The sequence below is a fragment of the Ruegeria sp. HKCCA0370 genome (genome assembly GCF_013033705.1).
Classification (GTDB): domain Bacteria; phylum Pseudomonadota; class Alphaproteobacteria; order Rhodobacterales; family Rhodobacteraceae; genus Ruegeria.
Genome location: NZ_WQEP01000009.1, coordinates 91,454 through 118,374, shown reverse-complemented (window position 1 = coordinate 118,374; position 26,921 = coordinate 91,454). Strand labels below are relative to the sequence as shown.

Annotated in this window: 31 protein-coding genes; 17 read left to right on the top strand and 14 right to left on the bottom strand. The window is 57.8% G+C overall.

Annotated features, from left to right (window positions below; translation table 11 throughout):
• Window positions 1-6: 6 nt before the first annotated feature.
• From GOW31_RS17510 to GOW31_RS17475, 8 genes are all read left to right on the top strand, one after another.
• On the top strand, window positions 7-1,086 hold the full coding sequence (locus GOW31_RS17510; RefSeq protein ID WP_171171832.1) for a hypothetical protein: 1,080 nt from the start codon (window positions 7-9) through the stop codon (window positions 1,084-1,086).
• A 276-nt stretch (window positions 1,087-1,362) separates the two neighbouring features.
• Window positions 1,363-2,481 carry a hypothetical protein gene (locus GOW31_RS17505; RefSeq protein ID WP_171171830.1) on the top strand — a complete coding sequence of 373 codons (1,119 nt, stop codon included), beginning with the start codon at window positions 1,363-1,365 and terminating at the stop codon, window positions 2,479-2,481.
• Between the two features lie 57 nt (window positions 2,482-2,538).
• On the top strand, window positions 2,539-4,470 hold the full coding sequence (locus GOW31_RS17500) for an ATP-binding protein (protein ID WP_171171828.1): 1,932 nt from the start codon (window positions 2,539-2,541) through the stop codon (window positions 4,468-4,470).
• Between the two features lie 72 nt (window positions 4,471-4,542).
• Window positions 4,543-4,767, top strand: a complete 225-nt coding sequence (locus GOW31_RS17495) for a DUF2188 domain-containing protein (RefSeq protein ID WP_171171826.1) — start codon at window positions 4,543-4,545, stop codon at window positions 4,765-4,767.
• Between the two features lie 9 nt (window positions 4,768-4,776).
• Window positions 4,777-5,406, top strand: a complete 630-nt coding sequence (locus tag GOW31_RS17490) for a hypothetical protein (RefSeq protein WP_171171824.1) — start codon at window positions 4,777-4,779, stop codon at window positions 5,404-5,406.
• Window positions 5,407-5,418: 12 nt separating this feature from the next.
• Complete coding sequence (locus tag GOW31_RS17485; RefSeq protein ID WP_171171822.1) at window positions 5,419-6,756, top strand: DUF6638 family protein; 1,338 nt, start codon at window positions 5,419-5,421, stop codon at window positions 6,754-6,756.
• Between the two features lies 1 nt (window position 6,757).
• A complete protein-coding gene (locus GOW31_RS17480; RefSeq protein WP_171120117.1) occupies window positions 6,758-7,024 on the top strand; it encodes a hypothetical protein in 267 nt (88 codons plus the stop codon).
• 10 nt (window positions 7,025-7,034) lie between these two features.
• Entirely contained in the window at window positions 7,035-7,679 is a 645-nt protein-coding gene (locus GOW31_RS17475; RefSeq protein ID WP_152459741.1) for a DUF1523 family protein, read from the top strand.
• A 54-nt stretch (window positions 7,680-7,733) separates the two neighbouring features.
• On the opposite strand, the gene GOW31_RS17470 is transcribed toward GOW31_RS17475, so the two are convergent.
• The 6 genes from GOW31_RS17470 to GOW31_RS17445 all read right to left on the bottom strand — a co-directional run bounded on the left by GOW31_RS17470 (window position 7,734) and on the right by GOW31_RS17445 (window position 14,968).
• The gene (locus GOW31_RS17470; protein ID WP_171171820.1) at window positions 7,734-8,828 is read right to left on the bottom strand and encodes a flagellar basal body P-ring protein FlgI; all 1,095 of its coding nucleotides are present in this window, start codon (window positions 8,826-8,828) and stop codon (window positions 7,734-7,736) included.
• Window positions 8,825-9,796: a flagellin gene (locus GOW31_RS17465; RefSeq protein ID WP_254441750.1), complete on the bottom strand. Its 972-nt coding sequence runs from the start codon at window positions 9,794-9,796 to the stop codon at window positions 8,825-8,827. The genes GOW31_RS17470 and GOW31_RS17465 overlap by 4 nt, the downstream gene beginning before the upstream one ends.
• Before the next feature lie 38 nt (window positions 9,797-9,834).
• On the bottom strand, window positions 9,835-11,286 hold the full coding sequence (gene flgK / locus GOW31_RS17460) for a flagellar hook-associated protein FlgK (protein WP_171171816.1): 1,452 nt from the start codon (window positions 11,284-11,286) through the stop codon (window positions 9,835-9,837).
• A gap of 32 nt (window positions 11,287-11,318) precedes the next feature.
• Window positions 11,319-12,614: a flagellar hook protein FlgE gene (locus tag GOW31_RS17455; RefSeq protein WP_152459745.1), complete on the bottom strand. Its 1,296-nt coding sequence runs from the start codon at window positions 12,612-12,614 to the stop codon at window positions 11,319-11,321.
• A gap of 91 nt (window positions 12,615-12,705) precedes the next feature.
• The gene (locus tag GOW31_RS17450) at window positions 12,706-13,545 is read right to left on the bottom strand and encodes a flagellar motor protein MotB (RefSeq protein ID WP_171171814.1); all 840 of its coding nucleotides are present in this window, start codon (window positions 13,543-13,545) and stop codon (window positions 12,706-12,708) included.
• Window positions 13,546-13,630: 85 nt separating this feature from the next.
• A complete protein-coding gene (locus GOW31_RS17445; protein ID WP_171171812.1) occupies window positions 13,631-14,968 on the bottom strand; it encodes a FliI/YscN family ATPase in 1,338 nt (445 codons plus the stop codon).
• A gap of 60 nt (window positions 14,969-15,028) precedes the next feature.
• Between GOW31_RS17445 and GOW31_RS17440 the strand changes: the two genes are divergently transcribed.
• Genes GOW31_RS17440 through GOW31_RS17400 form a run of 9 tightly spaced genes read left to right on the top strand, consistent with a single transcriptional unit; the run spans window position 15,029 to window position 19,600 of the window.
• Entirely contained in the window at window positions 15,029-15,442 is a 414-nt protein-coding gene (locus GOW31_RS17440; protein WP_217356704.1) for a FlgB family protein, read from the top strand.
• 11 nt (window positions 15,443-15,453) lie between these two features.
• Window positions 15,454-15,840: a flagellar basal body rod protein FlgC gene (gene flgC, locus GOW31_RS17435; protein ID WP_170345698.1), complete on the top strand. Its 387-nt coding sequence runs from the start codon at window positions 15,454-15,456 to the stop codon at window positions 15,838-15,840.
• Between the two features lie 12 nt (window positions 15,841-15,852).
• A complete protein-coding gene (gene fliE / locus GOW31_RS17430) occupies window positions 15,853-16,143 on the top strand; it encodes a flagellar hook-basal body complex protein FliE (protein ID WP_171171810.1) in 291 nt (96 codons plus the stop codon).
• A 4-nt stretch (window positions 16,144-16,147) separates the two neighbouring features.
• Window positions 16,148-16,420 (top strand): flagellar biosynthetic protein FliQ, encoded by a 273-nt coding sequence (locus GOW31_RS17425; RefSeq protein ID WP_170345696.1) that lies wholly within the window; start codon window positions 16,148-16,150, stop codon window positions 16,418-16,420.
• The gene (locus GOW31_RS17420; protein ID WP_171171808.1) at window positions 16,420-17,130 is read left to right on the top strand and encodes a flagellar hook-basal body complex protein; all 711 of its coding nucleotides are present in this window, start codon (window positions 16,420-16,422) and stop codon (window positions 17,128-17,130) included. The genes GOW31_RS17425 and GOW31_RS17420 overlap by 1 nt, the downstream gene beginning before the upstream one ends.
• 21 nt (window positions 17,131-17,151) lie before the next feature.
• Window positions 17,152-17,937: a flagellar basal-body rod protein FlgG gene (gene flgG, locus GOW31_RS17415; protein ID WP_171171806.1), complete on the top strand. Its 786-nt coding sequence runs from the start codon at window positions 17,152-17,154 to the stop codon at window positions 17,935-17,937.
• Entirely contained in the window at window positions 17,937-18,353 is a 417-nt protein-coding gene (gene flgA, locus GOW31_RS17410; protein WP_171171804.1) for a flagellar basal body P-ring formation chaperone FlgA, read from the top strand. The genes flgG and flgA overlap by 1 nt, the downstream gene beginning before the upstream one ends.
• A complete protein-coding gene (gene flgH, locus GOW31_RS17405) occupies window positions 18,353-19,084 on the top strand; it encodes a flagellar basal body L-ring protein FlgH (RefSeq protein ID WP_171120216.1) in 732 nt (243 codons plus the stop codon). Before flgA ends, flgH begins: the two co-directional genes overlap by 1 nt.
• A 9-nt stretch (window positions 19,085-19,093) precedes the next feature.
• Window positions 19,094-19,600, top strand: a complete 507-nt coding sequence (locus tag GOW31_RS17400) for a flagellar basal body-associated protein FliL (protein ID WP_171171802.1) — start codon at window positions 19,094-19,096, stop codon at window positions 19,598-19,600.
• Window positions 19,601-19,633: 33 nt separating this feature from the next.
• On the opposite strand, the gene GOW31_RS17395 is transcribed toward GOW31_RS17400, so the two are convergent.
• The 8 genes from GOW31_RS17395 to GOW31_RS17360 form a co-directional block, all read right to left on the bottom strand.
• Window positions 19,634-20,020: a hypothetical protein gene (locus tag GOW31_RS17395; protein WP_171171800.1), complete on the bottom strand. Its 387-nt coding sequence runs from the start codon at window positions 20,018-20,020 to the stop codon at window positions 19,634-19,636.
• Entirely contained in the window at window positions 20,017-21,105 is a 1,089-nt protein-coding gene (gene flhB, locus GOW31_RS17390) for a flagellar type III secretion system protein FlhB (RefSeq protein WP_171171798.1), read from the bottom strand. Before flhB ends, GOW31_RS17395 begins: the two co-directional genes overlap by 4 nt.
• On the bottom strand, window positions 21,102-21,875 hold the full coding sequence (locus GOW31_RS17385) for a flagellar biosynthetic protein FliR (RefSeq protein WP_171171796.1): 774 nt from the start codon (window positions 21,873-21,875) through the stop codon (window positions 21,102-21,104). The genes flhB and GOW31_RS17385 overlap by 4 nt, the downstream gene beginning before the upstream one ends.
• On the bottom strand, window positions 21,872-23,899 hold the full coding sequence (gene flhA, locus GOW31_RS17380) for a flagellar biosynthesis protein FlhA (RefSeq protein WP_217356708.1): 2,028 nt from the start codon (window positions 23,897-23,899) through the stop codon (window positions 21,872-21,874). The genes GOW31_RS17385 and flhA overlap by 4 nt, the downstream gene beginning before the upstream one ends.
• 69 nt (window positions 23,900-23,968) lie before the next feature.
• A complete protein-coding gene (locus GOW31_RS17375) occupies window positions 23,969-24,667 on the bottom strand; it encodes a transglycosylase SLT domain-containing protein (protein ID WP_371813786.1) in 699 nt (232 codons plus the stop codon).
• 73 nt (window positions 24,668-24,740) lie between these two features.
• A complete protein-coding gene (locus GOW31_RS17370) occupies window positions 24,741-25,169 on the bottom strand; it encodes an Lrp/AsnC family transcriptional regulator (protein ID WP_152459759.1) in 429 nt (142 codons plus the stop codon).
• A 52-nt stretch (window positions 25,170-25,221) separates the two neighbouring features.
• The gene (locus GOW31_RS17365) at window positions 25,222-26,541 is read right to left on the bottom strand and encodes an MFS transporter (protein WP_171171792.1); all 1,320 of its coding nucleotides are present in this window, start codon (window positions 26,539-26,541) and stop codon (window positions 25,222-25,224) included.
• Window positions 26,542-26,544: 3 nt separating this feature from the next.
• The gene (locus GOW31_RS17360; protein ID WP_171171790.1) at window positions 26,545-26,802 is read right to left on the bottom strand and encodes a metal-sensing transcriptional repressor; all 258 of its coding nucleotides are present in this window, start codon (window positions 26,800-26,802) and stop codon (window positions 26,545-26,547) included.
• Window positions 26,803-26,921 lie beyond the last annotated feature (119 nt).

The following is a 26,921-nucleotide window of genomic DNA, read 5'->3' as shown; positions in this document are numbered from 1 at the left end:
GAAGCGATGTCGAACCAGCAATTCGAAGCGTTGATAGAAGAGACTCAAGCCAAAGTGCGCGAAAGCCAGTCTCAGATCGAAGGGCTGACCTCGCGCATTGAAGCGGCCCGCGCCAAGATCGGCACTGCCGAGGCCGATATCGACATCGAAAACGCCACGCTCGAGGATGTGCATGCCCATACCGAGGTGATGAATGCCAATATCGCCGAGCTGATCATGGGGCTGGACGACGTCACCAGCGCGTTTTCCAAGGATTTTGACGAGATGCGCTCGAAAACCGGTTGGGAGTCGTTTGTCGGCATCTTCTCGAAAGGTAAATCCGAGTCGATGCGGCAGGAGCGGATGCGCACCGCCAATATCGATGACAAGCTGCAAGACCTGATCGCCAAATCCGACGTGATCGTCAAACTGCTGCAAGGGCAACTGTCCGTGCTGGAAGAACAGCGCGTCAAGGTCGAGGACAACCTGACCGTCACGCTGGATGATCGCGAGGCGACCGTGGCGGAACTCGAGGCGTTGCGCGCCGAGATTCAGGGTATGGATCCGACGATCATCACGCTGGAAAACAAGATCAGCGTCGAACAGGACGCCGCCGCACGCACCCAGCTGGAAACCGAACTGGCCGAGTTGAACAAACAATACAACGCCAAGGTTCAGGAAGAGCAGGTCAAGCTGGCCAAGTCTCAGACGCTGGAGCGTTACATCGAAAAGGGCAAGACCTGGGTCGATTCGCTGCAAAACCAGGCGGCGACGCAGATGGTGCTGATCAACAAACTGCAAACAGACACGCAACAGCGCGTGGTGCTGTATGATGCCCTGACCAAATCGCTGAAAACCGCGCAGCAGCAGGACGTGGCCCACCGCATCAACGAGATCGGCGTGCAGACGGATCAGGAGGCTCAGACGGCGATGGCCGCCATCGGCACCGCGACCAACCAGAAAATGGCCGACATGCTCGAGGCGCACGAGGACCACATGGTCTTTGCCCGCGACGTGCTGGAGAAAAAGGCCAAGGCGGATGAGCGCTTTGCCCGCCGGTTTGCCTCGATTGTCGAGAAGCATGACAAGAATTTATATCGTGGGTGAACAGGCCAGCGGGTCCAACGTGATAAAAGACGTACTTATTCTGCTCCTCAAAATGCTAGCGATGTACGGGTGTATTGTTGGGGCGATGCTAATCGTATTCGTAGCAACCAGAAGGATTTTAAGCGCGCACGATCTATTGTTTCAGATGGTGGGTTTGTCTGTCGTGCTCGGTAGCTTTTACTGTCTTTTGTATTCGTTGAAGATACTCAAAGAAGAAATGCTCAAAATCGAAAAGAAACATCGACCTTGGCTTTTCGACAGATTTGGGAACCGTTTATGAACGACCCCACCCTAGACCATGTCGGCCTGACCGACACCTTCGCCTCACGCCGCTATTTCCGCAAATTCGAGGTGATCACCGTCCACCTCCTGCGCGTGGCTGCGACGATGGAGGCCGAGGGGGCGATCAGCAAACAAGAGGTTCGGATCGTGTCGCGCTATCTCTCGGGGCTGCTCTACACCTTCCGTGCGCTCAGCATGAAGTACCTGCTGGTCGGGCGCGATACGGGGCGGTTCTTTGGCAGCCTCGCCATGGACAAGCGCGACAGCGGGTTTCCGGTGGCGGCCGAGTTGTTGACCATGGCCAATGACGCGCAGCAGGCGCAGGTTCATCTGGCGAATATGCCCTCGGAAGACGACCTGAAAACCGACATGGTGCGCGCGATTATTGGCGACCAGGAAATCCCTACCAAGCTGCAATTCGCGCTGTCCCAAAGGCTCTATTACGAGGAATTGTTGAAAGGTCAGCTGTTCTGGGCCCGCAATGATCCCGAGTGCCACTGGATCGGAAATGAGGGGGACCGACGCAAGTTCCTGATCCACTGGGCGGTCTATGACAGCCAGATCAACCTGCCCGTCATCTATTTGATGCAGCTTGAGGACAGCGGCAAAACTGCCCTGCCCAAGGATCAGCGCCGCTGGCCTGAGGTGCAGGCCCATCTGATGGCGCAATCCTTAGGCGGTCTGAAACTGGTGACGATTGCCAAAGGTTTCGATCAGGATTTCGACGACCTGCATCCCAAACACCTGCGCCGCATCCACGTGGGTCCGATGTATTCCTCGGCCTATACCGAGCAATCCGGCCCCCTGCGGCAGGTGCTGGAGGACGCGCAATCTCCGCAAGGTCAGGATTGGGCACTGGCCTGGACCACCGAAGAACTGGAAAGCGAAGAGGTGATCGAAGAGCGCTCCGGGTGGTTTTCAACCGTTGAGCGCGAGATTTTTGCGCTGGACCCGTTCGGCGGGCAAGGAGCCGAGACCGGGGCCACGCGCACTCAGCGCTCGATCATCCTGCCCCAGCGTCCGTTTCAGGTGCTGGCTGAGCGCAAACCGCCGGGTTTTGCCGATGTGCGCAAGTTCGTCGTCAGCAAGACCGGGCAGGTGTTGAGATATTGAATTCTTCGCCTCCGGCGGGAGTATTTTTGAAAAGATGAAGCAAGGGCGGCTATTGAGATGAGTTTGACGTCAGATCAGATGGAATTGCGCGAAGACGACATTCGCAAGCATTATCCCGCAGCAACCGCCTTGCTGAACGGGTTCGAGCATGCACCGCGGATTGCCAAACCCCTTGAGGCCGCCGTCGAACGCTCTCCGGGTGTGTCAACGGCACGGCGGTTTCGGTCGACGACCCCGGGGTTGGTGACGCGGCGCACGGTGCGCGCGGATGGGGTACATCTGGTCGAACGGATCGAGGCGTCGGATGATGGCGATGCATTGGTCTCGCCACCTCAGGCCACAACGCAGCAGGCCATTCGTCGGGCCATTGCCATTGCGCTGGCCGTGGCTGAAGCTTATGCCGAACAAACCCCGCTGGCCGATCTGAAGCGGGCGAATCTGGCCGGGGATCTGCCCGCCGCCCGCAAGACCGAATTCTCGGAATTGCTGACCGCTGAGGCTTTGATCACGCTACATACGTTCGGCAACGCGCTTGCCTATCTGATGTCCTCGCATCTTGGCGAAATCACGGTTGATCTCGGTGAGATCGAAGAGGTTCTGACCGACAATGGCCAGCTTGCCCTGCATGGCGCGCTGTGGGAGCTGGATCAGGTGCTGGCCAAACACGCCCCCGACGACGCCCGTCTGATCGCGGCCACCAGCGCCTATGCCGAACAACTGATGGAGAAAGCCGCCCTGCGTGCAGGGTCCGCAGGCCATCTGGCCCCGTTCCAGAACGCCGCCTGGCATATCGAGGCAGACGATCTGACGATCCGGGGGTTTGAGCCGGCCTCAAAAGCCAAATCCACCACCCTGACCATGACGTTCAAGAAGCCGAACGAGGTGGTCGGCAACCATATCGCCAAATATCAGGCGATGAAGCTGGCCAAGATGGTGATGGCCTATGATTTCGACCGCCGCCTGAACCCGTTTGCCGAGCTTGGTGGGTTCATCTTTACCTTCATGGGCGACGGCAAACCGGGTACCGGCAAGACCACCCTGATCCAGATGATGGCGGGGCTGATCAACGACTATTGCCAGAACGCGGGCTATCCGTTCCGCTATCAGAACCTGAGCACCGACAATATCGACAGCTATCAGGGCAAATCGGGCCAGAATGCCAAGGCGTTTATCAACACGATCATCGACCCTTCGGTTATCGGGTTCGGCACCATCGACGATATCGACCAGCTGGCGGGTAAACGCGGCGACCGGCAATCGTCAGCCGGGCAGTTGGAAATCACCGCCGTGCTGATGGAGAGCTTTGCGGGCGCCAACACCGTCGTGCGCGGCAACTGCACCTTTGGCATGTTCTCGAACTACCCCGAGAATGTGGACGACGCCCTGCGTCAACGGGCGGGTGCGCGGTTTCTGGTGGACGGGCCACAGACGCGCGAGGATTACATCGACATCCTGCACCTGCTGATGGGCCGCAATCACGACATTCCGCTGGGCGAGCACGAGGCCTATGCCGCGCAGGAAATCAAAAAGGCTGTCGCTGCCAGTTTCGAAAGCCACTCGCGCCCGCATGAGGATGCGCTGCTGCAGGTCTATGACCGGGTCTCTGGCGACATCGGCCAGCTGGACACGATTGCCAAGCTGGGCACCTACCTCAAGGCGATCCAACAGGCGGATGAACGCTTCACCGGCCGCGCGATCAAGAACATCACCGACGCGGTCAAAGTCCGCGCAATGGATTTCGAACTGCCCGACGAATGGATGGAGAACCCCGATCTGTTCCTGTTCCGCGACTACGACACCAAGAAGGCCATGATCGAGGACCTGCGCCAGCCGATCACGGTGGACATGGTGATACAGGAGATCAACCGCTACGCCGACAGCGAATTCCGCTATGCCGACAAGAGCGACGAGGCCGCCATCGAGAACGCGGTGCGTGAGATGGGCCGGATGGAAGAGGCCAAACGGCGGTATCTGGAGGGAAAGGGGTGACTGGAATTTCTATAGTAAATTATCGCATCTGCACCTATATTGAATCTAGAAATAGCAGTTTGAGGCTACCCAATGGCAAGCAAAGGTCAGCATGTAGTACCACGTGACGGAAAGTGGGGTGTGCGCAAAGCCGGCTCTGACAAGGTCACAAGAACTTTTGACACGCAGCGTGAAGCGATCAGTGAAGCTCGTAAGATTGCACGCAATCAGAGTACTGAGCTTTATGTTCATGGTCGTGATGGGCGAATTCGTTCTCGCGATTCCTATGGGAAAGACCCTTACCCGCCAAAAGGATAACCAATTTTGGTGGAAGATGATTTTTCGACGAGCGCTTTTGTAAACTGCCCTTTTGATGAAGACTATGAACCTATACTTCAGGCAATACTGTTTTGCTTGGTCAGGTTTGGTTTGTCTCCTCGAATAGCGACTGAGCGTATTGATAGCGGTGAAGCGAGATTAGCCAAAATCGAGGAATTGATCGAAGCTTCGAAGTACTCAATACACGACCTGAGTAGATGCCAATCAAATGCTGTGGGCGAGTTGTATCGTCTCAATATGCCTTTCGAACTCGGTATCGATTATGGTTGTCGAAAATACCGTGGAGAGCCATTCAAAGAGAAACGTATATTGATCCTTGAAGAGCAGCAGTTCAGGTATCAAGCGGCGATCTCAGATCTAGCGGGCCGAGATATTCAACGCCATGACGGAGAATATGTGACTGCTATTCGGGCAGTTAGAAAATGGCTTGTTAGTAGCGGCGAATTTGAAGAAGTCCCTGCAAGCCGTGTCGTAAGCGAATACGAGGACTTTCAAGAATGGTTCTTGGAGAAAAAGCTGCAGGACGGCTATTCGGAAGACGACTTTAAGGATATGCCAACGACAGAATTGCTGGCCGGAATGAAGGAGTGGGCTAATAGCGGCAAGCCCCGACAATAAAGGGGTTTCATAATGATCCGCCTCATCAAAAAAGGTCTGATGTTCGGCAACCTCGTCCACATCTCCAGCCCGGCTCTGGTCGAGCGGTATAACCGCGCGTTGCAGCATCTGGCGGGCAAGACCACGGCGTTGGCGGATTTCCATGTCGATATCTCGGGCTATTCGCCGGAGGTGGGGATTGAGCTGGAGGACGAGCTCTACCTAAACCCCAACGGGGTCAACCGGCAGTTCATCCTGCTGACAACCGAGCAGAAACGCGCGCCTCTGTTGAACGTCAAATTCTCGACCTCGCGCGATATCCTGCGGGAATTCATCGAGATGAACGAGGCGCAGCTGTTCGCCCTGACCGCCACTGATGCGGTGGCCGGAGAGTTGGTGAACTCAGTCTTCAAACTCACCACACCGCGCGACCTGTTGAACCTGCGCAAGATCGAGATCGAGGCCGACACCACAGGCGGCACCCTGCGCAAGGCGCAGCAACTGGCGGGCATGGTCGAACGGTTCAAAACCGAAGAGGACGCCTGGTTCGACGATGTGCTGATCGCCAAGATGATCGAAACCGCTAGGGAAACCGGTGACGTCACCCGAAACCCGGTGCGCCTGCGTCATACGGATTTTGAGCAGCGAAACTTCTGGACGGCACATTTCGGTGGGCTTTATCTTTTTCCCGATGTTGATCACCCGGCAGCGATTTGCATGGGTGAAAAGCCTGACGACCTGCCGATCAAATACACGTTTGATCTGTCGCAGCGGAACCAGATCGCCAAATTTCTGGACTACAACGATCTGGTTGAGCCCATCGTCAAGGCGCGCGGCGTGGATGCGGCCGCGATCCTGCAACAGAAGATGGATTTCCTGACCGTCGATGCGGCGGCAGATGCCGATGTCAACCTGACCGGGCTGGATCGCAGCGACATGCGGCGGTTGGCCCGGAACCACGCGGATCGCCTGCCGCAGGCCTATCACGGGCTTGCGCAACTGCTGCGCTGGGCAAGTGACGGGGGTCCGTGGCCGCGCATCACCTCGGACCACCCGGCCTATTTCTACACGCTACGCGCCGCCGATACGCCGAACCGCGATCTGGTGAACATGCTGTTGTCCGAATTGGCCCCGCTGGACCCGCGCCAGATGTTCATCTGCCACAAAGAATTGTTCTACCGAACATATTCGGGCTGGCCCGAGAGCAAGAAGGCCTATGTGGCCGACTTCCTTGCACGCGAATATCAGGTGGACAAGCAAGGCGCCCGCGCCGCCCTGTTCGGACATGAGCCGGATATGAGCGGCGACGATCGCGTCAGCGATGACATAATTGCCCGGGTCGGTCCGTGGGGTTCGGTGAGGAAAGGTTGAAATGATTGGATTGTTGCGCCTTTTGCTGATCTTGCTGGTGATCCAGACGATTGCCTATGTCGGGCTGTCTTTCTATTCGCGCGGCATACGCCGGCGCAAACTGGAGAACTGGTGGGACGAAAAGGGCAAGACGGGCAACAAAGAAGCCTTTGTCGAACGCGGATTGCATGTGTATGACAACTCGTTTCGGCGTAAACTGATCCTAGGTGTCTATATCGTGCCGTGGGTGGCGATTGGCGCGCTGATCTACATCGTGAACTACATGTGAGGGTTTAGGCATGGCCTATGTGAAATGGGCGTTCATTATCATTTTCTGGGGTACGATTGCCGTGATCCTGCAATATTCTCTGCCCCAGCATGACATTGTGCGCATCGTCAACACCTATGAAGAACGGCAGGATCTGAACGACTGGACCCGGATCTTCTGGTCAGAGCCGGAAGATCAATCCACCAGCCTGTCCAACCGGGATGTGCAGTTCATTCAGGCGGTGCGGGCCAACGGAAAACCCATCGTGTACCGAAATGAGGATACCGGCTGGGGATGGCCCCCGTATTTCAAGTTCGACACGGCGAACCTGTATACCGAGGCCAATGATGCGAAATCCACCAAGGAAAACCCGAAATGGGTGGTCGTAACCCACTACGGGTGGCGCAACGAATTCATGTCGATCTTTCCCAACGCCATTTTCATCAAAGACGTTGAAGGGCCGGATGTTCGGATCATTCCATGGTTCAATATCATCTTCCTGACGATCTTTGCGGCGTTCGTCTGGGCGATATGGGTGCGTTGGCGCAGGTTCCGGCAAGCACGGATTGATCCGATGATCGAAAACGTGGAAGATGGCCTATATGCGGCCGGTGACGCCATAGAAGAGCGACATAACAGATTTCGGCGCTGGCTGGACAGCTGGAAATCGAAATAGATACAAGCTTTGGTGGGCGTGCCAGCAGCACGCCTATCCCGCTGGCGGTGCCCTTCACCTGACGATGAATTCCGCATGCAGCGCGCCTGCTGCCTTGATCGTTTTCAGAATGTCGATCATGTCCTGAGGCGAGACCCCAAGCGCGTTCAGACCTGCGACAACCTCGGACAACGTGGTGGCCTCGGGGATTTCGGCGAGGCCGGTTCCCTCTTCTTCCTCGATACCTGCGATTGTACGTGGCACGACCACTGTTTCACCTCTGGCGAACGGGTTGGGCTGCACCGCAATCGGTGCTTCCTGAACCGTCAGAGTCAGGTTGCCTTGAGACACCGCAACACGCGAAATTCGGACCTCCTGCCCCATGACAATGGTGCCAGAGCGCTGATCGACAACAACGCGCGCTTTCGATTCAGGCTCGACCAGAATGTTTTCGATACGCCCTATGGCGTGGGCTGTCGAAACCGCCTGCGTCGCCGCGACGTTGATCTCAACCGTGCCGGAATCCCGCATGATTGCCACAACTCTGTTGAACTCGGTGTTTATCGCGGTTTCGATGCGCGCGGCTGTGGTGAAATCGGGCTCTCTGAGTGCAAGGCGCATTTGAGTGAGAGTTGACAAATCGAAGTCAATTTCACGCTCGACCCTTGCACCGGATGGGATCACGCCCGAAGTTGGCACCCCACGCACGACCGAGGCTGCCTCTCCTTCAGCCGAAACGCCACCTGCAAGGATTGTGCCCTGCGCGACCGCATAGATTTGGCCATCGGCTGCGTTAAGCGGGGTCATGATCAATGTTCCACCCAACAGGCTGCTTGAATCGCCTATGGCTGAAACCGTTACATCGATTTGACCACCCACCCGTGCAAAAGGCGGCAGGCTGGCCGTGACCAATACCGCTGCCACGTTTTTGGGCCGAAAATCCTCACCGGTGACGTTGACGCCAAGACGTTCGAGGATGTTGGACATGATTTCTTCGGTGAAAGGCGCGTTTCGTAACCCATCGCCGGTTCCGTTCAAGCCGACCACCAGGCCGTAACCCACCAGATCGTTGCCCCTTACACCGTCAAAATCCACGAGGTCCTTGAGACGGATTGTCCCAGCCCAAGCCATGCCGGGAAGGAAAATCAGGAGAAATATCAGCGCCCTCATCTCAGAAAGTTCACCAGCGACAGGTTCGCATTGCGAACGGTTACGGAATACAGGCTTTCCAGCTGAAATTGCACCGTTTGCAGTTTCGCTGCCGTCTCATAAGGATCGGCCGCGATCAGTTCGTTCCGGCTGAATTCCAGGCTGGTCCGGGCCGAGGAGTTGCGTGTTGCCGCCTCTTCGATGCGGGCTTCGGCCGCCCCGACCTTTGCCCGGAGCTTGACAGTGGCATCCTGTGCGTTGGCCAGATCGACCCCTAACTCCGTGAACAAAGCGGTACGTTGATCGGGCGAAAGTGCCAATGCGCTGTCGGTGGCCAGCGCCGCAACGGCGACGTCCCTGAGTGCGGCCTTGAACGCCGGATCCGTTGCCGTGATCGGCAGCGTGACGCTTTCGTTTTCCGAAATCTGCATCGGAGACAGGGTGCTGTTTGACCCCTGATAAATCACGGCGTCGAAACCGGCTGGGTCATTGAACCAGTTTTCTGCCGCCAGCCTGATATCAGCGACCGTGGCAAGCCCCGTCAACTGCGATTTCAGCGCCGTCAAAAGATCGCTCGAAGATTGCAGGGGCGACACATCGGTGGCGGTACCGGAAAACAGGCTGCGCCCTCCTACGCGCGTGTTCAGTGTCGAGATCATCGTGTCCAGCTCATTCTTCGCCTGCTGGGACGCTTGTTCATGATTGACGGGCTGATTGGCGGTTCCGTAAGCCAGCAAAGACGCGGTCATGTCTCCGACCGAATCTCCGAAGGTTTTCAGGCTCAGTTGCATGGTATCGGTGAACAGGGCCGCTTCGGACGTTGCGATGCCAAAGGCGTCGAGTCTGGCGAGGCTGCGGTCGAGATCCAGAATTTGCGAATAATCCCCGCCAAGCCGCCCCGAGACGTCCTGTACCCGCCCGGTGGACATTTCATAAGACAGGGTTTCGATCTGGGTTTTGGTATCTGTTGCGCGGGTTCGCAAGGTCATTCCTCGCGCCAAATCGCCGATAGAAGTGATATTCATGGTCACAACCTCAGAAGAGTTTCCATAAGCTCGTCAACAACCGAGATGACACGAGCGTTTGCGGCATATGTCTGTTCGACCTGCATGAGCCGCTGTAGTTCCTGATCGATATCTACTCCCTGCGCGGCCTCGATCTGCGCCATTTGCCGCTGGAAGCTGTTTGCAAAAGCCTTGCGTTGATCTGCGGCATGGGCGTGTGCGCCCGCTTTCGACAACAGGGCCTCGGTCAACTCGGCAGCGCGCATGTTTCCCGTGCCGAACAGCCCGCCGGGTACCGGACGTGCGTCGTTCAATATGCTCCCGAACGCGCGCAGTTGAGCAGCCTGCCCGGGGTCACCCGGAGTTGCGGCACCCAGACCCGCGCGCAGTTTCCAACTGTCCCCGCCATTGTCAGGGTCCACGGTTGAATTGAGTGAAATCCGTGATGCAAGCCCGGCAACAGATGCAGGATCAAATCGGTTGCCATCGTCGGTGAACAGACCAGGATCTGTCGCAAGAGCCGACGAATCCAAACCGGGCGTTTCAAATCGTTCAATCAGGTCCCTTGCAACCGTGTCGAGCTGAACCTGCGCCTCGACTGCCAAGTCGTCGCGGATGGTGAACTGCGCCATCAGTGCCCCGCCGCGGATTTGAGCGTTGTCTCCGCTTGTCCGTACCGGGTTGCCGTTCATCTCCAGACCGGACAACAGACCATTTGCCACGGTCATGTGAGATTTTGTTTCGCCGGTCGTGGAAAAAGTGAACTCCGAGGCCGTGCCTTCCAGCAGGATCAGCCCGCCCTCCGAGTACAGGGATACCTGATCATTGGCGCGCGGCACGACATTGACCGGGATCAAGGTATTGACCTGGTCGATCAGGACATGCCGCTGATCCAGCAGGGCACCGATGTCACCGCCAGAGTTTTGAATGGCGGGAATCTTGGCGTTCAGTTCTTCGATATCTTTCAGAGTCTGATTCAGGGTGTTGATCTGGGCGCCAATTTTTCGATCAGCATCCGAGCGTGCCTGGCGTACGCCTTCGGACGCCGCGTTCAGCTCGTTGGTCAGATCGCGGGCCGAGCGCGCAACCTGATCCAGCCGTTCGATCGAGTCAGGCAGACTGGCCGCCGTGATAAAGGCGTTTTCCAACGAGGACAGACGGGTAGACAGCGAAGGGCCGTCATCAGGAGACCCCACCAGTTGTTCGAACCGTGCGTGAAAATCTGAAACGTCCGACCGAAAGGCGAGTTCGGCATCAGACGAACGTCTGTTGGCGGTCAAAACCGGATCCTGATGCCGGATCACGCCAACGGTGCGTACGCCATTTCCGGATATTGGGCTTGTTGCAAGTTCCAGGGACCGGCGCGCATAGCCGGGGGTCAGCGCATTCGCGATGTTTCCGGACACCACAGCGGCCCCGCGACTGGCCGCAGTCAGCCCGCCCAATGCGTTATTGAGTGCTGTCGACATGTTCATGAGGCCGCTCCTTTCTTTGGGTCAGAGCTGGATTAACGTTTCAGGTTTGTCGTTTCCTGCAACATCTCGTCCACCGTCTGGATCACCGTGGCGCTGGAGGAGTAAGCACGTTGCGTCTGAATCAATGAGGTCAGCTCGGTCGCTACATCCGTGGTGGATTCCTCGCGCGCGAAAGAAACAAGATCCCCGGTCGGGCCTTCGCCGGCATTCCAAAGAAAGAACGTACCGCTTTCACGGGAAGGCGCGTAAGTCTGGCTGTCCAACGCGGTTAAACCGTTGGGATTGGGTACATCTGCCAACGGAATCTGGTACATCCGGCGACTGACGCCAGTGTCGTAGAACGCGTAGACATATCCTCTCTCATCGACCTGAACGCTGGTCATTGTTCCCACGGCAGAACCGTCACGTGTGATCGAAACAGGCGCGAACGTGTCGGACAATTGGGTTATCCCGTCTGCATCTCCGATCAGGCCGATATTGACCTCCATCGCTCCGCCGGCGACGTTGACCATGACACTGCCCGTTGCTGGATCATAAGCTCCGCCAGAAACAGGTGTGACGCTGGCCAGAGTGCCGCCTGCCGTTCGGTTGTCGGTGAATGTCAGCGTGTATTCACCGATGACCGCGCCACCCGACGCCGAGTCACGCAAGACCATGGTCCATTCGTTGCTGCTGCCGGTTGCGGGAACAGTTGGGATCAGCTGGATATCGACGCTTTCAGACTTGCCGAGATTATCGAAATACTCAACCGACAAAGGTTGAACGTCGCCCGGCGCGCCCGCATTTGTCGCCGTGGCCGGAAGGTTCATACGCAGTTTCATTTCTGTGGTTGGTGAACCCGACAGCTGGTTCACGCTCAGCTGAATGGGTTCAAGCGCGGCGGGTGTATCGCGCGAAACCGGTGGAATAGTGCCATCAGGTGCCGCGGGCCACCCCAGAAGAACAAGGCCTGATTCGGTAACCAAATACCCTTCTTCGTTGGTGCGGAACGACCCGGTGGTTGTCAGCAGCATCTCGTTCGAATTATTCCCGATCTGCGAACTGGGGCGCACAGGCAACATGCCGCGCCCACGAACTGCCAGATCGGTTGAGTTGCTGGTTGTGACCAGGGGCCCGCGTTGATCAATCATGCGCTGGCTTGTCGTCCGCACGCCGCCTGCCGAATAGCTGCCACCCTGGCCCGACGTGACCATTGAATGAAAATCCGTCTCGACCCGTTTATACCCGTAGGTTGAAGAATTCGCGATGTTGTCGGAAATCGTCGCCAACCTGTTGGCATTGGCTTTCAGCGCCGCCACACCGGCATTGAGCGAAGAGGAAATGGTCATGGGTGCGCCCTTCTGTTGCGTCCGTCTTTGATGCAACAGGTAACGCGCTGCCCCTTAACAGCGCGCTAACATGTAAAATACGCTCTATCATTTAGGGCTGGCGCAGAAAGATCACTTCGATCCTGTTGTTCCTCGCAGCCATGGGATTGTCGGCGAACAATTCTCGGTCTGCATGGCCCGTAACACGATCCATCCTTTGTGCCGCAACGCCCTTGTCCTGTAGCAATTGACGCAATTTTTGGGCCCTTGCCGTGGACAGTTCCCAGGCAGTGTTGCGCGCCTGCACAACCGGAGACGCGCTGACATGCCCTTCGACGGCGATCGAATTGACGACAAGATCCGAGGCTCGGGCGATGATCAGGGCCAGGGACCGCAGAAAGCTGGTTGGCTTGTCAGAACCCGATTCGAACAATGCCTGATCGTCGGTGTCGAACAGTTCCACCACCAATCCTTCATCGGTGACCCGTGTGACGATATGCTTGAGCAGTTTGTCTGAGACCTCGCTTTCACCCGTGCGCCCCAGCAGTTGCGCCTCCAGGGTAGAGAAATCTTCCTTGGCCCCTTTGTCGCCGCCCACGGCGTTCACTCCGATCGAGCCACGAGCCTGATGCGATTCGGTCGGGTGTGTGGTCGTGGCACCCTGACCGTCCCGCAGCAGCACTTCTTCAGACAGCATGCTGTCGCCGCCAAACGCCCCGTCCCCGCCGCCGGATTCCGGGCTTAGCGGAATTGTCGGTGCGAAATAATCCGCCAACCCTTTTCGTTGCTGTTCCGTTGTTGCGTTCAGCAGCCACATCAACATGAAGAAGGCCATCATGGCCGTCACAAAGTCGGCATACGCGACTTTCCACGCGCCACCGTGATGGCCATCGCCACCCGATACACGCTTCTTCTTGATGATGATTGGCGCTGCATTGGTTTGCGCACCCATCTCCACCACCTTTTTATCACCCGACTATTGGAATAGCAGTGCAGGTCTTAAGGCGGCCTTAATACTTAAAACTGTTCCGAGTTCACTAACGCGGCAGGCCGGCCGAAGCACGGCGCAGAATCAGGGACAGCCGGTTAAAGCTGTTTTCAATCCCTTCGGAATCGGGTTTGCCGAAAAACGAGTCCAACTCCTCATGAACGCGCACGGCCTGATCCAAGAGCGGATCTGATCCTTCTGAATACAGCCCGGCCTTTATCATGACTTCGGATTGTTCGTAGCTGCCGACAAGTTTGCGGGTTTCGTTGATCATCTGGTTCTCTGCCTCAGATGCAGCGACTGGTAAGCTGCGAGATACAGATCTGCTGAGATCAATCGCCGGGAAACGCCCGCGTTCAGCAATGTCCCGGCTAAGCACTATATGCCCGTCCAACACGCCGCGTAGAATGTCCGCGACAGGCTCATCCATGTCGGACCCGGCCACCAGAACGCTGAACACAGCCGTAATGTCCCCCTGATCTTGTGCGCCCGGACCAGCGCGTTCGCACAGGTTGGCAATCAGGGGTGTGACCGAAGGCGGATACCCGCGCAGAGATGGCGATTCCCCCATTGCGACGGCAATTTCCCGGTGCGCTTCGGCAAAACGGGTCACAGAATCGGCCAGAAAAAGAACGTTCAGGCCCTGATCGCGCAGGAATTCTGCTGCCGACATTGCCGACCACGCGCAACGCCTGCGGGACAAGGCCGACTGATCCGAGGTGGCAGCAATGACGATGGTCCGTCTCATGGCTTCTGGACCGACCGCGTGGGCGACAAACTCATTCACTTCGCGCCCCCGTTCACCAACCAGAGCGACCACGACTGCGTCGGCCTGTATGGAGCGTGCGAGGGTTGATAGGAGTGTGGACTTCCCAACGCCCGATCCGGCAAACAACCCGACTCTCTGACCACGTACAATCGGCAGCATTGTATTGAGAACGGACAAACCTGTGGGCATTCTCTGTCCCAACGGTTTGCGCGAAACGGCAGGCGGCGGGGCCTGCATGATATCGCGGTCCTGCGCCCCGTTTAGCAGAGATTTCCCGTCCAGTGGTTTGCCAAAAGGATCGATGACGCGCCCGAACCAATGCAGGCCCGGTGCGAAGCCGGGAGAAGGATCAAGATACACGCGGTCCCCCAGACTGACACCATCTGGTGCGGCGCCTGGCATCATATGAACGTGATCTGCATCCACGTGCAGAACTTCACCGGAAAGATCAGGCCCCGAGCGCCGCTGCAATGTAAGTTGGTCGCCAACTCGCGCGTGACTGTTCAGGCCGCTGATCTCGATCAACCCTTTTGCAACTCCGCTGACCAGCCCCACATGACGGACCGCAGTCATCCTGTCGAATTCATGTTTCAGAAGCATAGGGTCGAGATCGGACATTGTGGGTTCTCCAACTGAGTTCTGAAAACGGTTTCTAAAGGAATCGGGGTTAAGCCTTGATTGAAATTGATCGAGGGAGAAGCCCCGGTGTTCTATGACTTGAACGTCCTTAAGACCGCGCACGCAATGGCAACCCATGCCGGGCAACGGCAGGCGGTGATTGCGCGCAACATGGCCAATGCGGATACGCCGGGCTACCAGCCGCGCGATATCGACCTCTTCCATAAAGCACTTGAAAACTCGGGACGCGAAGTGACCATGATGGCCACGCGGCGGGGTCATCTGCATGGCGGTACGGGTACGCAGCCTTGGGCAGAGCACCAGGCCGCTCCGTCGGGTGATCCAAATGGCAACGGCGTATCGCTTGAAGAAGAGATGCTGAAATCGGTCGAGGTCAAACGACAGCACGACCGCGCGTTGGCGATCTACAAATCCTCGATGAACATCCTTCGCACCAGTCTGGGACGTGGATAAGGGGGCCGAGGATGAGCGATTTTTCCCACTCACTTGCGGCATCCGCCAGCGCCCTGCGTGCGCAGGCAGCCCGTCTGCGCCACGTGTCCGAAAACATATCGAATGCGGATACGCCCGGGTATCGGCGCAAGACGGTGCCGTTTGAGACCATAGAAAAAGATGGTCAGAACGTGGTGCAAGCCGGCCGCGTAAAGCTTGATCGACGCGACCTGACACGAATTTTCGACCCCGGCCACCCGATGGCAGATGCCAGTGGTCACTATCTGGGATCGAATGTCGATCTGATGATCGAAATAGCCGACGCGCGCGAGGCGCAACGGAGCTACGAAGCCAACCTCAAGATGTTCGATCAAACACGGCAAATGTCGTCGTCGTTGATGGAACTGCTCAGAAAATAAAGGACAGCCAGAATGGACATCCGATCATTGAACGCCGCGCAGAATTATGCCGGCGCCCGTCCTGCAACCCAGGCCGACCCCGATCACTCGGGCATGGTGCAGGGGCTGAAGGCAAGTTTTCAGGACTTTGCATCCACGTTGAAACACAGCGAGCAGATGTCGCAGACCGCGATGGTCGGGCAAGCCGACCCGCACGCGCTGGTGCAGGCGCTGGCACAGACCGAACTGGCCGTTGAGACAGCTGTGATCGTTCGCAACAAGGTGGTCGAGGCCTATCAGGAAATCCTGCGGATGCCGGTCTGATACGATGCTGAGCGAAGGTCTTTTCTATGACATCGTGCGTCAGGCTCTTTGGATCGCCGTCATCACATCGGTCCCGATTCTGGCAGTTGCTCTGGTGTCAGGCCTGGTCGTTGGTCTGTTTCAGGCTCTGACGTCGATACAGGAAATGACGCTGACCTTTGTTCCCAAACTGATCGCCATCGTCGTCGTGTTCTGGATCTCGATGGGGTTCATGACTCAGACCCTTGTTACGTTTTTCACCGGTACGCTTGTTCCATTGATCGCAGGAGGTCGCTGATGGACACCGCCTATGTCACCCTGTCCCGCCAGTCCGGGCTGATGAATGAAATGCGCCTGGTGGCGAATAACATCGCAAATGCCAACACGACCGGCTATCGCCAGCAGGGGCTGGTGTTCTCGGAATACATTCGAGATATGCCGAACAGCCTCTCCCTCTCCATGAGCCGGGCCGAGGCGCGAAATACGTCAATGCAACAAGGCGTGCTGACGCAAACCGGCGGGCAATTTGATTTTGCCATCGAAGGCGACGGTTTCTTCTTGGTCGAAACCCAGGATGGCAACCGGCTGACGCGGGCTGGCAGCTTTTCTCCCAATGCCGATGGCGATCTGGTTTCAATGGATGGCGCGCGCGTGCTCGATGCCAATGGCGCGCCTGTGTTCATCCCGCCTGACGCAGCGTCAATCGATGTCGGCAGCGACGGAACGCTGAGTGTCGATGGTCAGCTTCTGGGTCAGCTGGGCGTTTTCAACGTCGCCGATACGAACGAACTTGTACGCGAAGGAAACACTCGTTTCCGCACCGACGGTGCAATTGAGCCGGTCGACGAGCCGGTGGTTTTGCATCGCTTTCTCGAAGGGTCAAACGTGAATGCGATTCAGCAAGTGACCCGTTTGGTGGAAATCCAGCGCGCCTATGAGCTGGGGCAAAGCTTTCTTGAGAGTGAAGATGAGCGCGTGCGTGGAGCACTCAAGGCGCTGATGCGCTGATTTGGATGAGGAGAGTTGGACATGCGGGCCCTTAAAATTGCCGCCACCGGGATGACAGCACAACAGATGCGGGTTGAGACGATCTCGAACAACCTCGCGAATATGAATACCACCGGCTACAACGCCCGACGGGCCGAATTCGCCGACCTGCATTATCAACAGATGGCGCGGGCCGGCACCGTGAATGCGTCGGACGGAACGGTTCTGCCCACGGGTATTCAACTGGGTCTGGGTGTGCGACCGGCAGCGGTGACAGTGCAATTGGAACAAGGCGCCTTGTCGGCCACCGGGAGCGATCTGGATGTTGCAATCGAAGGTCGCGGATATCTGGAGGTGACCTTGCCCAGCGGTCAGGCCGCGTATACGCGCGACGGCAGTTTGAAGCGGTCGGCAGAGGGCCTGATCGTCACCTCTGACGGGTTTGCGGTTTCGCCGGAAATCACCATCCCTGACGATGCGCGTTCTGTTTCGATCAACGCGTCGGGCGAAGTCTATGCATATTTTGACGATTCCCCCGAAGGTCAGTTCCTTGGGGAGTTTACGCTGGCCAGTTTTTCGAACGCCAAAGGCCTGGAAGCCGTCGGAGGCAATCTTTTCAAGGAAACCGAAGCTTCGGGTGCTCCGGTTCTGGGTACGCCGGGCGAAGACGGTCTGGGAACTTTGCGGCAGGGTTATCTGGAAGACAGTTCGGTTGACGCCGTTCGCGAAGTTACCGAGTTGATCGAAGCGCAACGCGGCTATGAGATGAATGCCAAAGTCATCACCGCGGTGGACCAGATGATGAGCGCGACAACGCAGGTACGGTGATGCGACATCTGGTTCTTTCTCTGGTGCTGCTGGCGCCATTTGCCGCCCAGGCTGACATCGTGGTGCCGACACGCACGATCCGGGCCAAGGAAGTCATTTCTGCGGCCGATCTCGAGTTGAAGCCAACAGATGTTGCCGATGCAATTTCAGACCCTGATCTTCTGATCGGACAAGAGGCCCGGGTGGCGCTCTACCCCGGTCGGCCAATTCGCGGCTCTGATGTCGGGCCACCTGCCATCGTGGATCGAAACGATCTGGTCGTGCTGGTGTTCAGCAGCCAACCCTTGTCGATCACCACAGAGGGCCGGGCCTTGGGGCGCGGCGCGGCGGGGGATCGCATTCGGGTCATGAACCTTTCATCCCGAACAACCGTAACAGGCCGAATCCGTCCGGACGGTCAAATCGAGGTACAATGATGCACGGATTGCCAAAAACCCTTGTCCTGACGGCTTTTGCCTTGTCCGCATGTGGACGAATGGATCATTTGGGCAAACCGCCAAGTTTCACACCCAACGAGGATTCCCCGGAACAGGTTGCAATGTTGTGGCCGGGATTGCCATTGCACACCCAACCCCAGCGAAACGTCGACCGGTCCTCTTTGTGGAGCGGCGGGCAGCATTCGTTGCTGGGCGACCAGCGGGCGATCAAGAAAGGCGACATTCTGACCGTCGTCATCGAGCTGGACGAGAAGGCAGAAATTTCGAACAATACCAGACGATCCCGATCTGGGTCCGAGAACCTCGAAGTCCCCAGCCTCTTCGGCCTGCCTCAGCGCGTGCAAAAGAACCTGCCCCAGGGCGCGTCATTGGATGAAGCCGTTTCGATTGAAGCGGATTCCTCGAGCTCTGGCCGGGGATCCGTCAGGAGAAACGAAAAACTGACTCTGCGTGTTGCCGCAACAGTGCTGGATGTGTTGCCGAACGGAGTTCTTTCAATATCGGGATCCCAGGAGTTGCGGGTCAACTTCGAACTGCGAGAGCTTCTTGTGACGGGATATGTCCGCCCGCAGGACATCTCGCGGCAAAACGAAATAACCTATGACAAAATCGCGTCAGCGCGCGTGTCATATGGCGGCAGAGGGCAGATAACGGATGTCCAGCAACCCCGCTATGGTCAGCAAGTTCTTGATTCCCTTTTGCCGTTCTGAGGTGAGATCGTGGTCGCGAAATTGATTCCCGTGATTTTTCTGATTGTTGGACTCGGCGCGGGTATTGGCGCGGGTCTGGTTCTTGCACCTGCAAAAAAACCTGAAACTGCCGTTGCCGAAAAAGAAGCAGTCAAAGAGGATAAGTCGGCCGGCAAAAAAACCGGGAAATCAAAGGAAAAAGGCGAGGGGGAAAGCTTTGGTTATCTGAAAATGACCAAGCAATTCGTCGTCCCCGTTGTAAAAGACGACCAGATCGAAGCCATGGTAACGCTGTCGCTGAGCCTTGAGGCGAACCCGGGCATTACAGAAACCTTTTATGCAATCGAGCCTAAACTCAGGGATGGCTTTCTTCAGGTTCTTTTTGACCATGCAAACACGGGCGGCTTTGACGGGGCTTTTACAGAATCCGGGAACTTGGATGTATTGCGGAATTCCTTGCTGGAAGTGGCGCGCAAAGAATTTGGCGACGACGTGTCCAAAGTGCTGATCCTGAGTGTAAACCGACAAGACAGCTGACACTGACCGGCCCGATACGTCGGGTCGGTCAAGCTAGGGCCCGAAGTGCTTTTTGGCATTTGCTTTTCGGTTTGCCTGCTGAACTTTCTTTCGCAATTTTTCCACCGCTTGTTTTCGCCCAAAGGCAGTACGCAAAGCTTCCATTCCGGCCAGTTTCTGCGCGCGCGTTCGTGCCAGTTGCAGGTTCAATTGTCTCCGCGTCGCGGACTCCCAACTATTCCAGAGTACGTCGGTCCCTGAAACCTGATAGCCTTCGACCTTGGTGCTGTCTTGGCGCGCCTGACGGAGTTGACCGTCCAATCTGGCAAGTTGCTGCTTGATCCGTGCCTCGGCCTCCAGGATCGGTCGCAGCGCTTGAAATTGCTTCTGAAACGCTGCGTTGGTCACTTTTTCCAGATCGGGTAATTGCGTGTGAGTCATCGAACTTGCTCCTTCGCGCGTTTTCGCATCGCTTCGGCAAACCGGATCGCGGCGGCAACAGGACGATAGTGCTCTTCGGCGATCTCCTGACCTATTTCCACGGTCGCGTGAAGGGCACGAGCTGTGTGAGGGTCTGAATGGATCGGAACGCCTGCTTCTCCTGCGGCGGATCGGATGGTGGCGGCGATTTCGTCCACCCCTTTGGCAACGCAAACCGGGGCGCTGCCCGCAACCCGTGTCCATTTAAGCGCCACAGCATAATGGGTGGGGTTTACGATCACGACATCCGCGCCTGGAACATTTGCCAACATTTGGTTGGTTGCGATTTCCTGTGCGCGCTGGCGCCGGTGTTGTTTGACATGTGGGTCGCCCTCGGCATCCTTGGTTTCATCCATGATCTCCTTGCGGGACATACGGTTCTTGCGCATGTGTTCGGCATATTGCCAAAGGAAATCGACGACCCCGATGGCCAGTGCGATTGCGATCACGATGAACAGAAAGCGAAACAGCAGGTTCATCATGAGCAGAATGGATGACTTTGCCGGTGCCGCGCTGGCAGACAGAATCTCGGTTAGATTGGCTTTCAGAAAAAGCGCAAGGCAGGTGCTGTAGATCAACAGTTTGGTGGTGCTTTTGGCAAACTCGAACAGGCCACCCCGCCCGAACTTGTTCTTTGCGTTCGAAACCAGAGAGATACGCGAAAGCTTTGGTTTCAATTTGCTTGGGGCAAAGATCAGCGCGCGCTGGGCGATCAAGTTCAGCAGAACAGCCGCCGCAGGAAGGCAGAACAGCAAAGCAACAGGCAGCAGGGCACTTTTCAAAACCCCCGCAACCGGAGAATGCGATGGCCCATCCGTCAGAAGCCGTGCAAATGCGTCGGACTGATCGATCAGAACCATGAACCCGATGCCCATCTGCTCGACGCTGTATTGACCGACTGTAAGCAGGGAGATCAGAAGCCCGGTATATGCCGCCACAACCGACAAGTCGTTGGATTTTGGAACCTCACCCTTCTCGCGCGCCTTCAGCAGCTTTTGCGGTGTTGGTTCGTATGACTTGTCGCTGTCGTCATCACCTGCGCTCATCTTTGCGCTCCTATCGGGTTGGTGAAGAAGGCAACCAGCGCGTCAGCCCACACGGACAGGATCAGCGGTGTACCGGCGAACAGCAGAAACAGCCCGGCGAAGGTTATTGCAGGAGCGCCTACGAAGGCCACCATCAGCTGGGGCATTGCCCGGTTGATGACCCCAAGTGCCAGGTTGTAGATCAAAGAGGCGATGACGAACGGCGTTGCCAGTGCAAAAGCCAGCCCAAAGCTGTTGGCGACCTGATGCAATCCCCAGCGCGACGCATCCGCGGCATCAGGTGCCAGCCCTATTGGGAACAGGGCATAACTCTGGATCAGGAACTGCGCGGCCCGGATGTGCAGGTCCATGATTACGGCAAGTGTCAGTCCTGCCAGGGTCAGCAGGTATCCCATGGCGGGGACCGGATCGGCCGCCGCGCCACCCAGCAGTTGCGACAATGACGTGGACTGAGCCGCAATAGACCCCGCGGTTTGCAGCGCGAGAACGAACAGGCGCAGGCCTATCCCCAGGACAAGCCCGATCAGAACTTCGGTGCCGACCAGCCGCACGATCGTCCAAAGGCTGGGATCAATTCTGACGGGGGGCGCAGCGGGCAGTATGATCAGCGTGAAAGCAACGGAAGCACGAAGCTTTACCCGTGTCGGAATACTGCGCTCACCGAAAGCTGGAAGCAGCGAGCCAAGAGCGGAGACGCGCAGAAACACGACAAAGGCCTGCCAGATTGCTTCGGCCAACTGCGACAGCATCTCTGGCGGCAGGGCAATCACGCTGCAACAGTTCCGACCAAGGCAGGTTTGGCTTCCAGCCCGATTTCTTCGAAGGACAAAACCGGGTTGGACACGCCGCGTGCCTGCATGACGGTGCGCAGCAACCGACGGCGCCGGGTCGAGGTCACGACGGCCGGAAACAGACCGTTGTCAGCGGATTTGGCGATGGTGCTCACGACTCCGTCGGCCAGTTTGTTGAACACGTTCGGGGGCAGCGCGACATCTATGCCGGTAATTGGGGCGTCAATCTGGTAAGAGGCGAATGTGTCCTCCCATTCCGGGGCCAACTGGATCAGAGGGATCGAACCATCCTCGCGCTTCATGTCCGCGACCAACTGAAAGCCAAGACGCTGACGCACAAGTTCACAGATGCCTTCGGGCTGGGTTGTGGTCAGCCGCGCCTCGGCGACACTTTCAAGAATCAGCGCCATGTTCCGGATCGACACACGTTCGTCGAGCAACAGGCGCAGAACAGCGTGCAACGTGTCGATCGGCACTTTGTCGGGGATCAGTTCATCCAGCAGCTTACGGTTGGCTTCGGCGCGTACCGAGTCGCTCAGGCGGGTCATTTCCGACAGCAGGCGCCGGAGGGATTTCAGTGTCAGCAGGCGCGAGAAGTTCTGTTTGATGATCTCCAGCAGATGGGTTGCAAGAATCTCGGGCGGTGAAACTATGGTGGCACCGCTCAGCGCGGCGTCCTCCTGATCTTTCGGCAGGATCCAGCGCGCTGGAGCACCATAGACCGGCTCGGTCACGTCATTGCCCTCCGGCAGCAGGTCAAACCCGTCCTGCACGAGCGCCAGGATGAGATCGGGATGCAAGACACCGCGTGCCTGTTCGACGCCCTGAACCTTGATCACATACGTTCCGGTCGGCAGGTCGGCGCGGTCGGTCAGGCGGATTTCGGGCAGGATCAGGCCAAAGGTCGACGCCACATAGGTCCGCATATTGGCAATACGGGCGTCCAGCCCCGTGCCAGGATTCAGAACCATGCTGACCAGATCCGGAGCGAATTCCAGATGGACATCATCCAGGTCCAAGATGTCGCCGATAGCCTGGGATGTCGGCGCTTCGGTTTCGGTCGAGGGCAGGTTTGCCGACGCGTCTGCGTCTTGCTGCTTTCGGTGAACATTGTAAGCCGCATATCCCAGAATGGCCGCGCCGAGGATGAACGGCAGAAAAGGAAGACCGGGCACCAGAGCGAACAGGACCATGAGCACCGCGACGGTGGACAATGCTGCCGGGTGGCGGCCAAGTTGAGAAAAGATGGCGTTGTCCGTGGCCCCCTGCGTGCCGCCCCGTGCCAGCAGAAGGGCGGACGCTATGGAAATGATGACGGCGGGAATTTGGGACACCAACCCGTCGCCGACGGTCAGAATCGCATAGGTTTCGAACGCCGAGGCCACGGGCATTCCATGTACGACGACGCCCATGACCAGGCCCATGACAAGGTTCAGCAACGTGATCAGAAGCCCGGCGACGGCGTCACCTTTCACGAATTTCGACGCACCGTCGAGCGAACCGAAGAATGTCGTCTCCTGCTGTTCCAGCTCTCGCCGTTCCTTGGCCTGCTGATGATCGATTGCCCCGGCGGACATGTCGCTGTCGATCGCAAGTTGTTTGCCGGGCATCCCGTCCAACGCAAAGCGCGCGCCGACTTCGGCCATTCGGGCGGCGCCTTTGGTGATGACCATGAAATTCACGATCAGCAGCACGCCGAACACCACCAGGCCAAGAAAAATGCTGCCGCCCATGACGAAACTGGCAAAACCCTCGATCACGTCTCCTGCCGCATTCGGGCCGGTGTGCCCCTGCCCGATGATCAGTTTCGTCGACGACACATTCAGCGACAGGCGCAACATCAAAGATGCCAGCAGAATCGTCGGGAAGGACGAAAAGTCCAGCGGGCGTTCAATGAACAGGGTCAGGGTGAAGATCAGGATGGCCAGCGCAAAGGAGGCCGCCAACCCCACGTCCAGAACCCAGGCTGGCATGGGCAGGATCATCATGACGATGACCGTCATCAGCGCAATCGCCAGCAGGACAGTAGGCGAAAACAGCGACTGGATGTTTACCTTGGGCACGCGAAACTCCTAGTTGAAGGCGATAAACGCGGTTGCGGCGCCTGCGGCTGGCACCAGAGACCCAAGCGCGCCGGTGCGGGGCGAGGCCGTCGGAATGGGAATCAAGGGGAGGCCAGCCTCGGTGAACGGATCCCGAGACGTGCCCGCAACCCGGGTTCGGGGGGGCCCTTCGAGCTGTGCCAGCACCGTTTGAAACCGCTCTTTGTAAGCTTCGGCAAGGGGTGCCGTGCGGGAATGATAAGCCCCTGCGGCTGCGGGCCACGATCCAAGCTCGGCATGGAGTTCATTCAGGAACCGGGCGGCGTAGGTCGCGTTCTCATCTGGATCGAACATCGCGTCGATCGAACGGAAGGCTTTGCCGTGCCAGCGATAATTGATCTGAAAACAGCCGACATCAAAGCTGCGGGTGCCCGATTTGAAGATTTTGAACGCATAGGCCTTGGCTTCGACCTCGGACTTGAACCAGTACCCCTGGCCGCCGACGTTGATCGTCCAGGGCCAAGGCTGCAACCGGCCGTCCAGCCTGCGCCCTGTTTCAACGCGCGAGATGGCGCGCAGCACGTCCAGGGGCACGCCTTCGGACAAAGCGGCGCGGCGCGCGGCATGATCGCACAGGTCACCGGTTTTGGCATCTGGCATGGCAAACCCTGCCTGCGCCAAAAGCACATGCACCAACATGAGTAACAGCGGGAATTTCTGATTTGGCATTCTGCCGGTCCGGGATTCTGATCTCTCCCGGCCAAGCTAGCCAACGATCGGTTTACAGAGAGTTATCGCCGCTTCAGTTTCGATCTATCCTGCGCCCGAAAACAACGCTGGTATTGGTGCGCAAGACACCGGGAATTTTCGCCAGGTCATCGACCAGAATGTCCAGATCCTCCAGCCTCGGCGCCTCTGCGGACAGCATAAGGTCGAACTCTCCGTTGATCGATAGGCACAGTTTGACTTCAGGGTAGGCTTCGAGCCGCTTGATGATCCGGCTGGTTTCCTTTTGCTGCACTTCGAGCATGACGATGACCTGCACTTTCGGGGTGTCTTCGGTGGACCCGAGGCGCACGGAATATCCTTCGATCAGGCCGCGCTGTTCCATCCGGTTTATTCGCTCGTGCACGGTTGTCCGGGCAACACCCAGCGTGGTCGCAATCTGCGTGGTCGAGGCGCGTGCGTTGGCTTGCAGGGCGGCGATGATGCGACGGTCAAGCTGGTCCATTGGGGCTCTGGTTTGTGGTCATTGCGGGTTGAGATCAGGTCCAAGCGCCCGCTCAGGGTTCGCGCGGGATGCGCGGGTGCAGATCGTCGATGATGATCGGATGCGCGTGCGGGCCCGACCCGGCCAGATGTGGATGATCGGGCGGCAGGTCGGGGTGATCATGGGTGATCGGTTCCTGGTCGAGGCGCGGCCACAGGCCGATTGCACCGACGACGCCCGCCACGGACAGCGTCGCCATGCTGCTGAGTGTGACCGTCGGGCCGAACACGGTCATCAACCACCCCGCCAGCGGGTAAAGAACCAGCCAGCAACCATGCGACAGGGTAAACTGTGCGGCGAAGACGGCTGGGCGATCCTCGGGGTGGGCCGACCGGGTCAAAAGGCGGCCCGAAGGTGTCAGGGTGGTGGAATATCCGAAACCGGTGAATGCCCACAACGCGGTCAGCAACCCAAGCGACAGAGGAGCAATTGCGGCCAACATCGCGGCGACGGCCATGGAACCAGTGGCAAAAACGGCGCCCGCGACCATGACGCGACGGTCCTCGATCCGGTCCAGAAGGCGGGGCAAGGTAAAGGCTGCAAGCATCGATCCGCCCCCGAAACCGGCCAGGGCAATGGCCACCGCGCTTTCCGACAGGCCCAGATTGGCGCGCACGATGACCACGGTGTTCACGATCACCATCGAGCTCAGCGCCGCCGCGCTCCAGCTGAGTGCAAGCAGCCCGCGCAACCTGGGTGTTTTCAGATAGATACGTATGCCGCGTGTGGTGCGGTCATAGATGCCGCGGGGTCGGCTTGGCTTGGGTGACGGAAGCACGACCGAGACAACCAGCAATGCCGATGCGACAAAACCAAGCGCGGTACCCCAGAACAGGCTGTTGAAGCTGACCAGCAGCAGCAATGCGGCGGCGAACATCGGGCTCAGCAGGCTTTCCATATCGTAGGCCAGGCGTGACAGCGACAAGGCACGCGTGTATTCAGCTTCGTCTGGCAGCACGTCCGGAATCGTGGCCTGAAAGGCGGGCGTAAAGCCCGCCGACGCCGATTGGAGCACGAAGATCAGCACGTAGATTTGCCAGACTTCAGTCACGAAAGGCAGACATACTGCAACCGCTGCGCGGATCAGGTCCAGCACGACCAACATCTTGCGACGATCCAGACGCTCGGCAAAAGCAGCGGCGAGCGGTGCAACGGTGACATAAGCCACCATCTTGATCGTCAGTGCCGTGCCAAGGACAAGTCCCGCAGCATTCCCGGCCAGATCAAAGGCGAGCAGCCCAAGGGCGACCGTGGCCAGCCCGGTTCCGGTCAGAGCAACGATCTGGGCGGCGAACAGGTGGCGGTAGGTGCGGTGTTTCAGAATACTCAGCATGGCTCAGAGGTACTTTGTAATCGCCTTGAAGTCTTCGATCCCACCGCCATCGTCGTCAGCGGACAGGCAGTGTTCGATATGATCATGAATCAAAGCGCGTTTGGCATTGGTGACGGCCTTTTCTACTGCAAACAACTGTTGGGCGACGTCCGAACAGGGGGCTTGCCCCTCGAGCATGGCAATGACCTTGGCCAGGTGCCCATGGGCCCGCTTCAGCCGGGCCGTAATCTGTGGATGTGACTGGTGGGCGTTGTCTGACATGGCTTATCCATATCCCCCCGATGGGGATATGGTCAAGGATTTGGCATCGAATGGCCCGCGACTTTCGGACGGCGTTGAGTTTGGGGACCAAACCGCCTATCTCGGGGGCGATATCGCAC

What these genes read in the sequence shown, in the direction of transcription:
- GOW31_RS17510 (WP_171171832.1), top strand. Translation starts at nt 7, where the DNA reads ATGTCGAACCAGCAATTCGAAGCGTTGATAGAAGAGACTCAAGCCAAA.
- GOW31_RS17505 (WP_171171830.1), top strand. Translation starts at nt 1,363, where the DNA reads ATGAACGACCCCACCCTAGACCATGTCGGCCTGACCGACACCTTCGCC.
- GOW31_RS17500 (WP_171171828.1), top strand. Translation starts at nt 2,539, where the DNA reads ATGAGTTTGACGTCAGATCAGATGGAATTGCGCGAAGACGACATTCGC.
- GOW31_RS17495 (WP_171171826.1), top strand. Translation starts at nt 4,543, where the DNA reads ATGGCAAGCAAAGGTCAGCATGTAGTACCACGTGACGGAAAGTGGGGT.
- GOW31_RS17485 (WP_171171822.1), top strand. Translation starts at nt 5,419, where the DNA reads ATGATCCGCCTCATCAAAAAAGGTCTGATGTTCGGCAACCTCGTCCAC.
- GOW31_RS17480 (WP_171120117.1), top strand. Translation starts at nt 6,758, where the DNA reads ATGATTGGATTGTTGCGCCTTTTGCTGATCTTGCTGGTGATCCAGACG.
- GOW31_RS17475 (WP_152459741.1), top strand. Translation starts at nt 7,035, where the DNA reads ATGGCCTATGTGAAATGGGCGTTCATTATCATTTTCTGGGGTACGATT.
- GOW31_RS17470 (WP_171171820.1), bottom strand. Translation starts at nt 8,828, where the DNA reads ATGAGGGCGCTGATATTTCTCCTGATTTTCCTTCCCGGCATGGCTTGG.
- GOW31_RS17465 (WP_254441750.1), bottom strand. Translation starts at nt 9,796, where the DNA reads ATGACCTTGCGAACCCGCGCAACAGATACCAAAACCCAGATCGAAACC.
- flgK (WP_171171816.1), bottom strand. Translation starts at nt 11,286, where the DNA reads ATGAACATGTCGACAGCACTCAATAACGCATTGGGCGGGCTGACTGCG.
- GOW31_RS17455 (WP_152459745.1), bottom strand. Translation starts at nt 12,614, where the DNA reads ATGACCATTTCCTCTTCGCTCAATGCCGGTGTGGCGGCGCTGAAAGCC.
- GOW31_RS17450 (WP_171171814.1), bottom strand. Translation starts at nt 13,545, where the DNA reads ATGGGTGCGCAAACCAATGCAGCGCCAATCATCATCAAGAAGAAGCGT.
- GOW31_RS17445 (WP_171171812.1), bottom strand. Translation starts at nt 14,968, where the DNA reads ATGTCCGATCTCGACCCTATGCTTCTGAAACATGAATTCGACAGGATG.
- flgC (WP_170345698.1), top strand. Translation starts at nt 15,454, where the DNA reads ATGAGCGATTTTTCCCACTCACTTGCGGCATCCGCCAGCGCCCTGCGT.
- fliE (WP_171171810.1), top strand. Translation starts at nt 15,853, where the DNA reads ATGGACATCCGATCATTGAACGCCGCGCAGAATTATGCCGGCGCCCGT.
- GOW31_RS17425 (WP_170345696.1), top strand. Translation starts at nt 16,148, where the DNA reads ATGCTGAGCGAAGGTCTTTTCTATGACATCGTGCGTCAGGCTCTTTGG.
- GOW31_RS17420 (WP_171171808.1), top strand. Translation starts at nt 16,420, where the DNA reads ATGGACACCGCCTATGTCACCCTGTCCCGCCAGTCCGGGCTGATGAAT.
- flgG (WP_171171806.1), top strand. Translation starts at nt 17,152, where the DNA reads ATGCGGGCCCTTAAAATTGCCGCCACCGGGATGACAGCACAACAGATG.
- flgA (WP_171171804.1), top strand. Translation starts at nt 17,937, where the DNA reads ATGCGACATCTGGTTCTTTCTCTGGTGCTGCTGGCGCCATTTGCCGCC.
- flgH (WP_171120216.1), top strand. Translation starts at nt 18,353, where the DNA reads ATGCACGGATTGCCAAAAACCCTTGTCCTGACGGCTTTTGCCTTGTCC.
- GOW31_RS17395 (WP_171171800.1), bottom strand. Translation starts at nt 20,020, where the DNA reads ATGACTCACACGCAATTACCCGATCTGGAAAAAGTGACCAACGCAGCG.
- flhB (WP_171171798.1), bottom strand. Translation starts at nt 21,105, where the DNA reads ATGAGCGCAGGTGATGACGACAGCGACAAGTCATACGAACCAACACCG.
- flhA (WP_217356708.1), bottom strand. Translation starts at nt 23,899, where the DNA reads ATGACGGTCATCGTCATGATGATCCTGCCCATGCCAGCCTGGGTTCTG.
- GOW31_RS17375 (WP_371813786.1), bottom strand. Translation starts at nt 24,667, where the DNA reads ATGCCAAATCAGAAATTCCCGCTGTTACTCATGTTGGTGCATGTGCTT.
- GOW31_RS17370 (WP_152459759.1), bottom strand. Translation starts at nt 25,169, where the DNA reads ATGGACCAGCTTGACCGTCGCATCATCGCCGCCCTGCAAGCCAACGCA.
- GOW31_RS17365 (WP_171171792.1), bottom strand. Translation starts at nt 26,541, where the DNA reads ATGCTGAGTATTCTGAAACACCGCACCTACCGCCACCTGTTCGCCGCC.
- GOW31_RS17360 (WP_171171790.1), bottom strand. Translation starts at nt 26,802, where the DNA reads ATGTCAGACAACGCCCACCAGTCACATCCACAGATTACGGCCCGGCTG.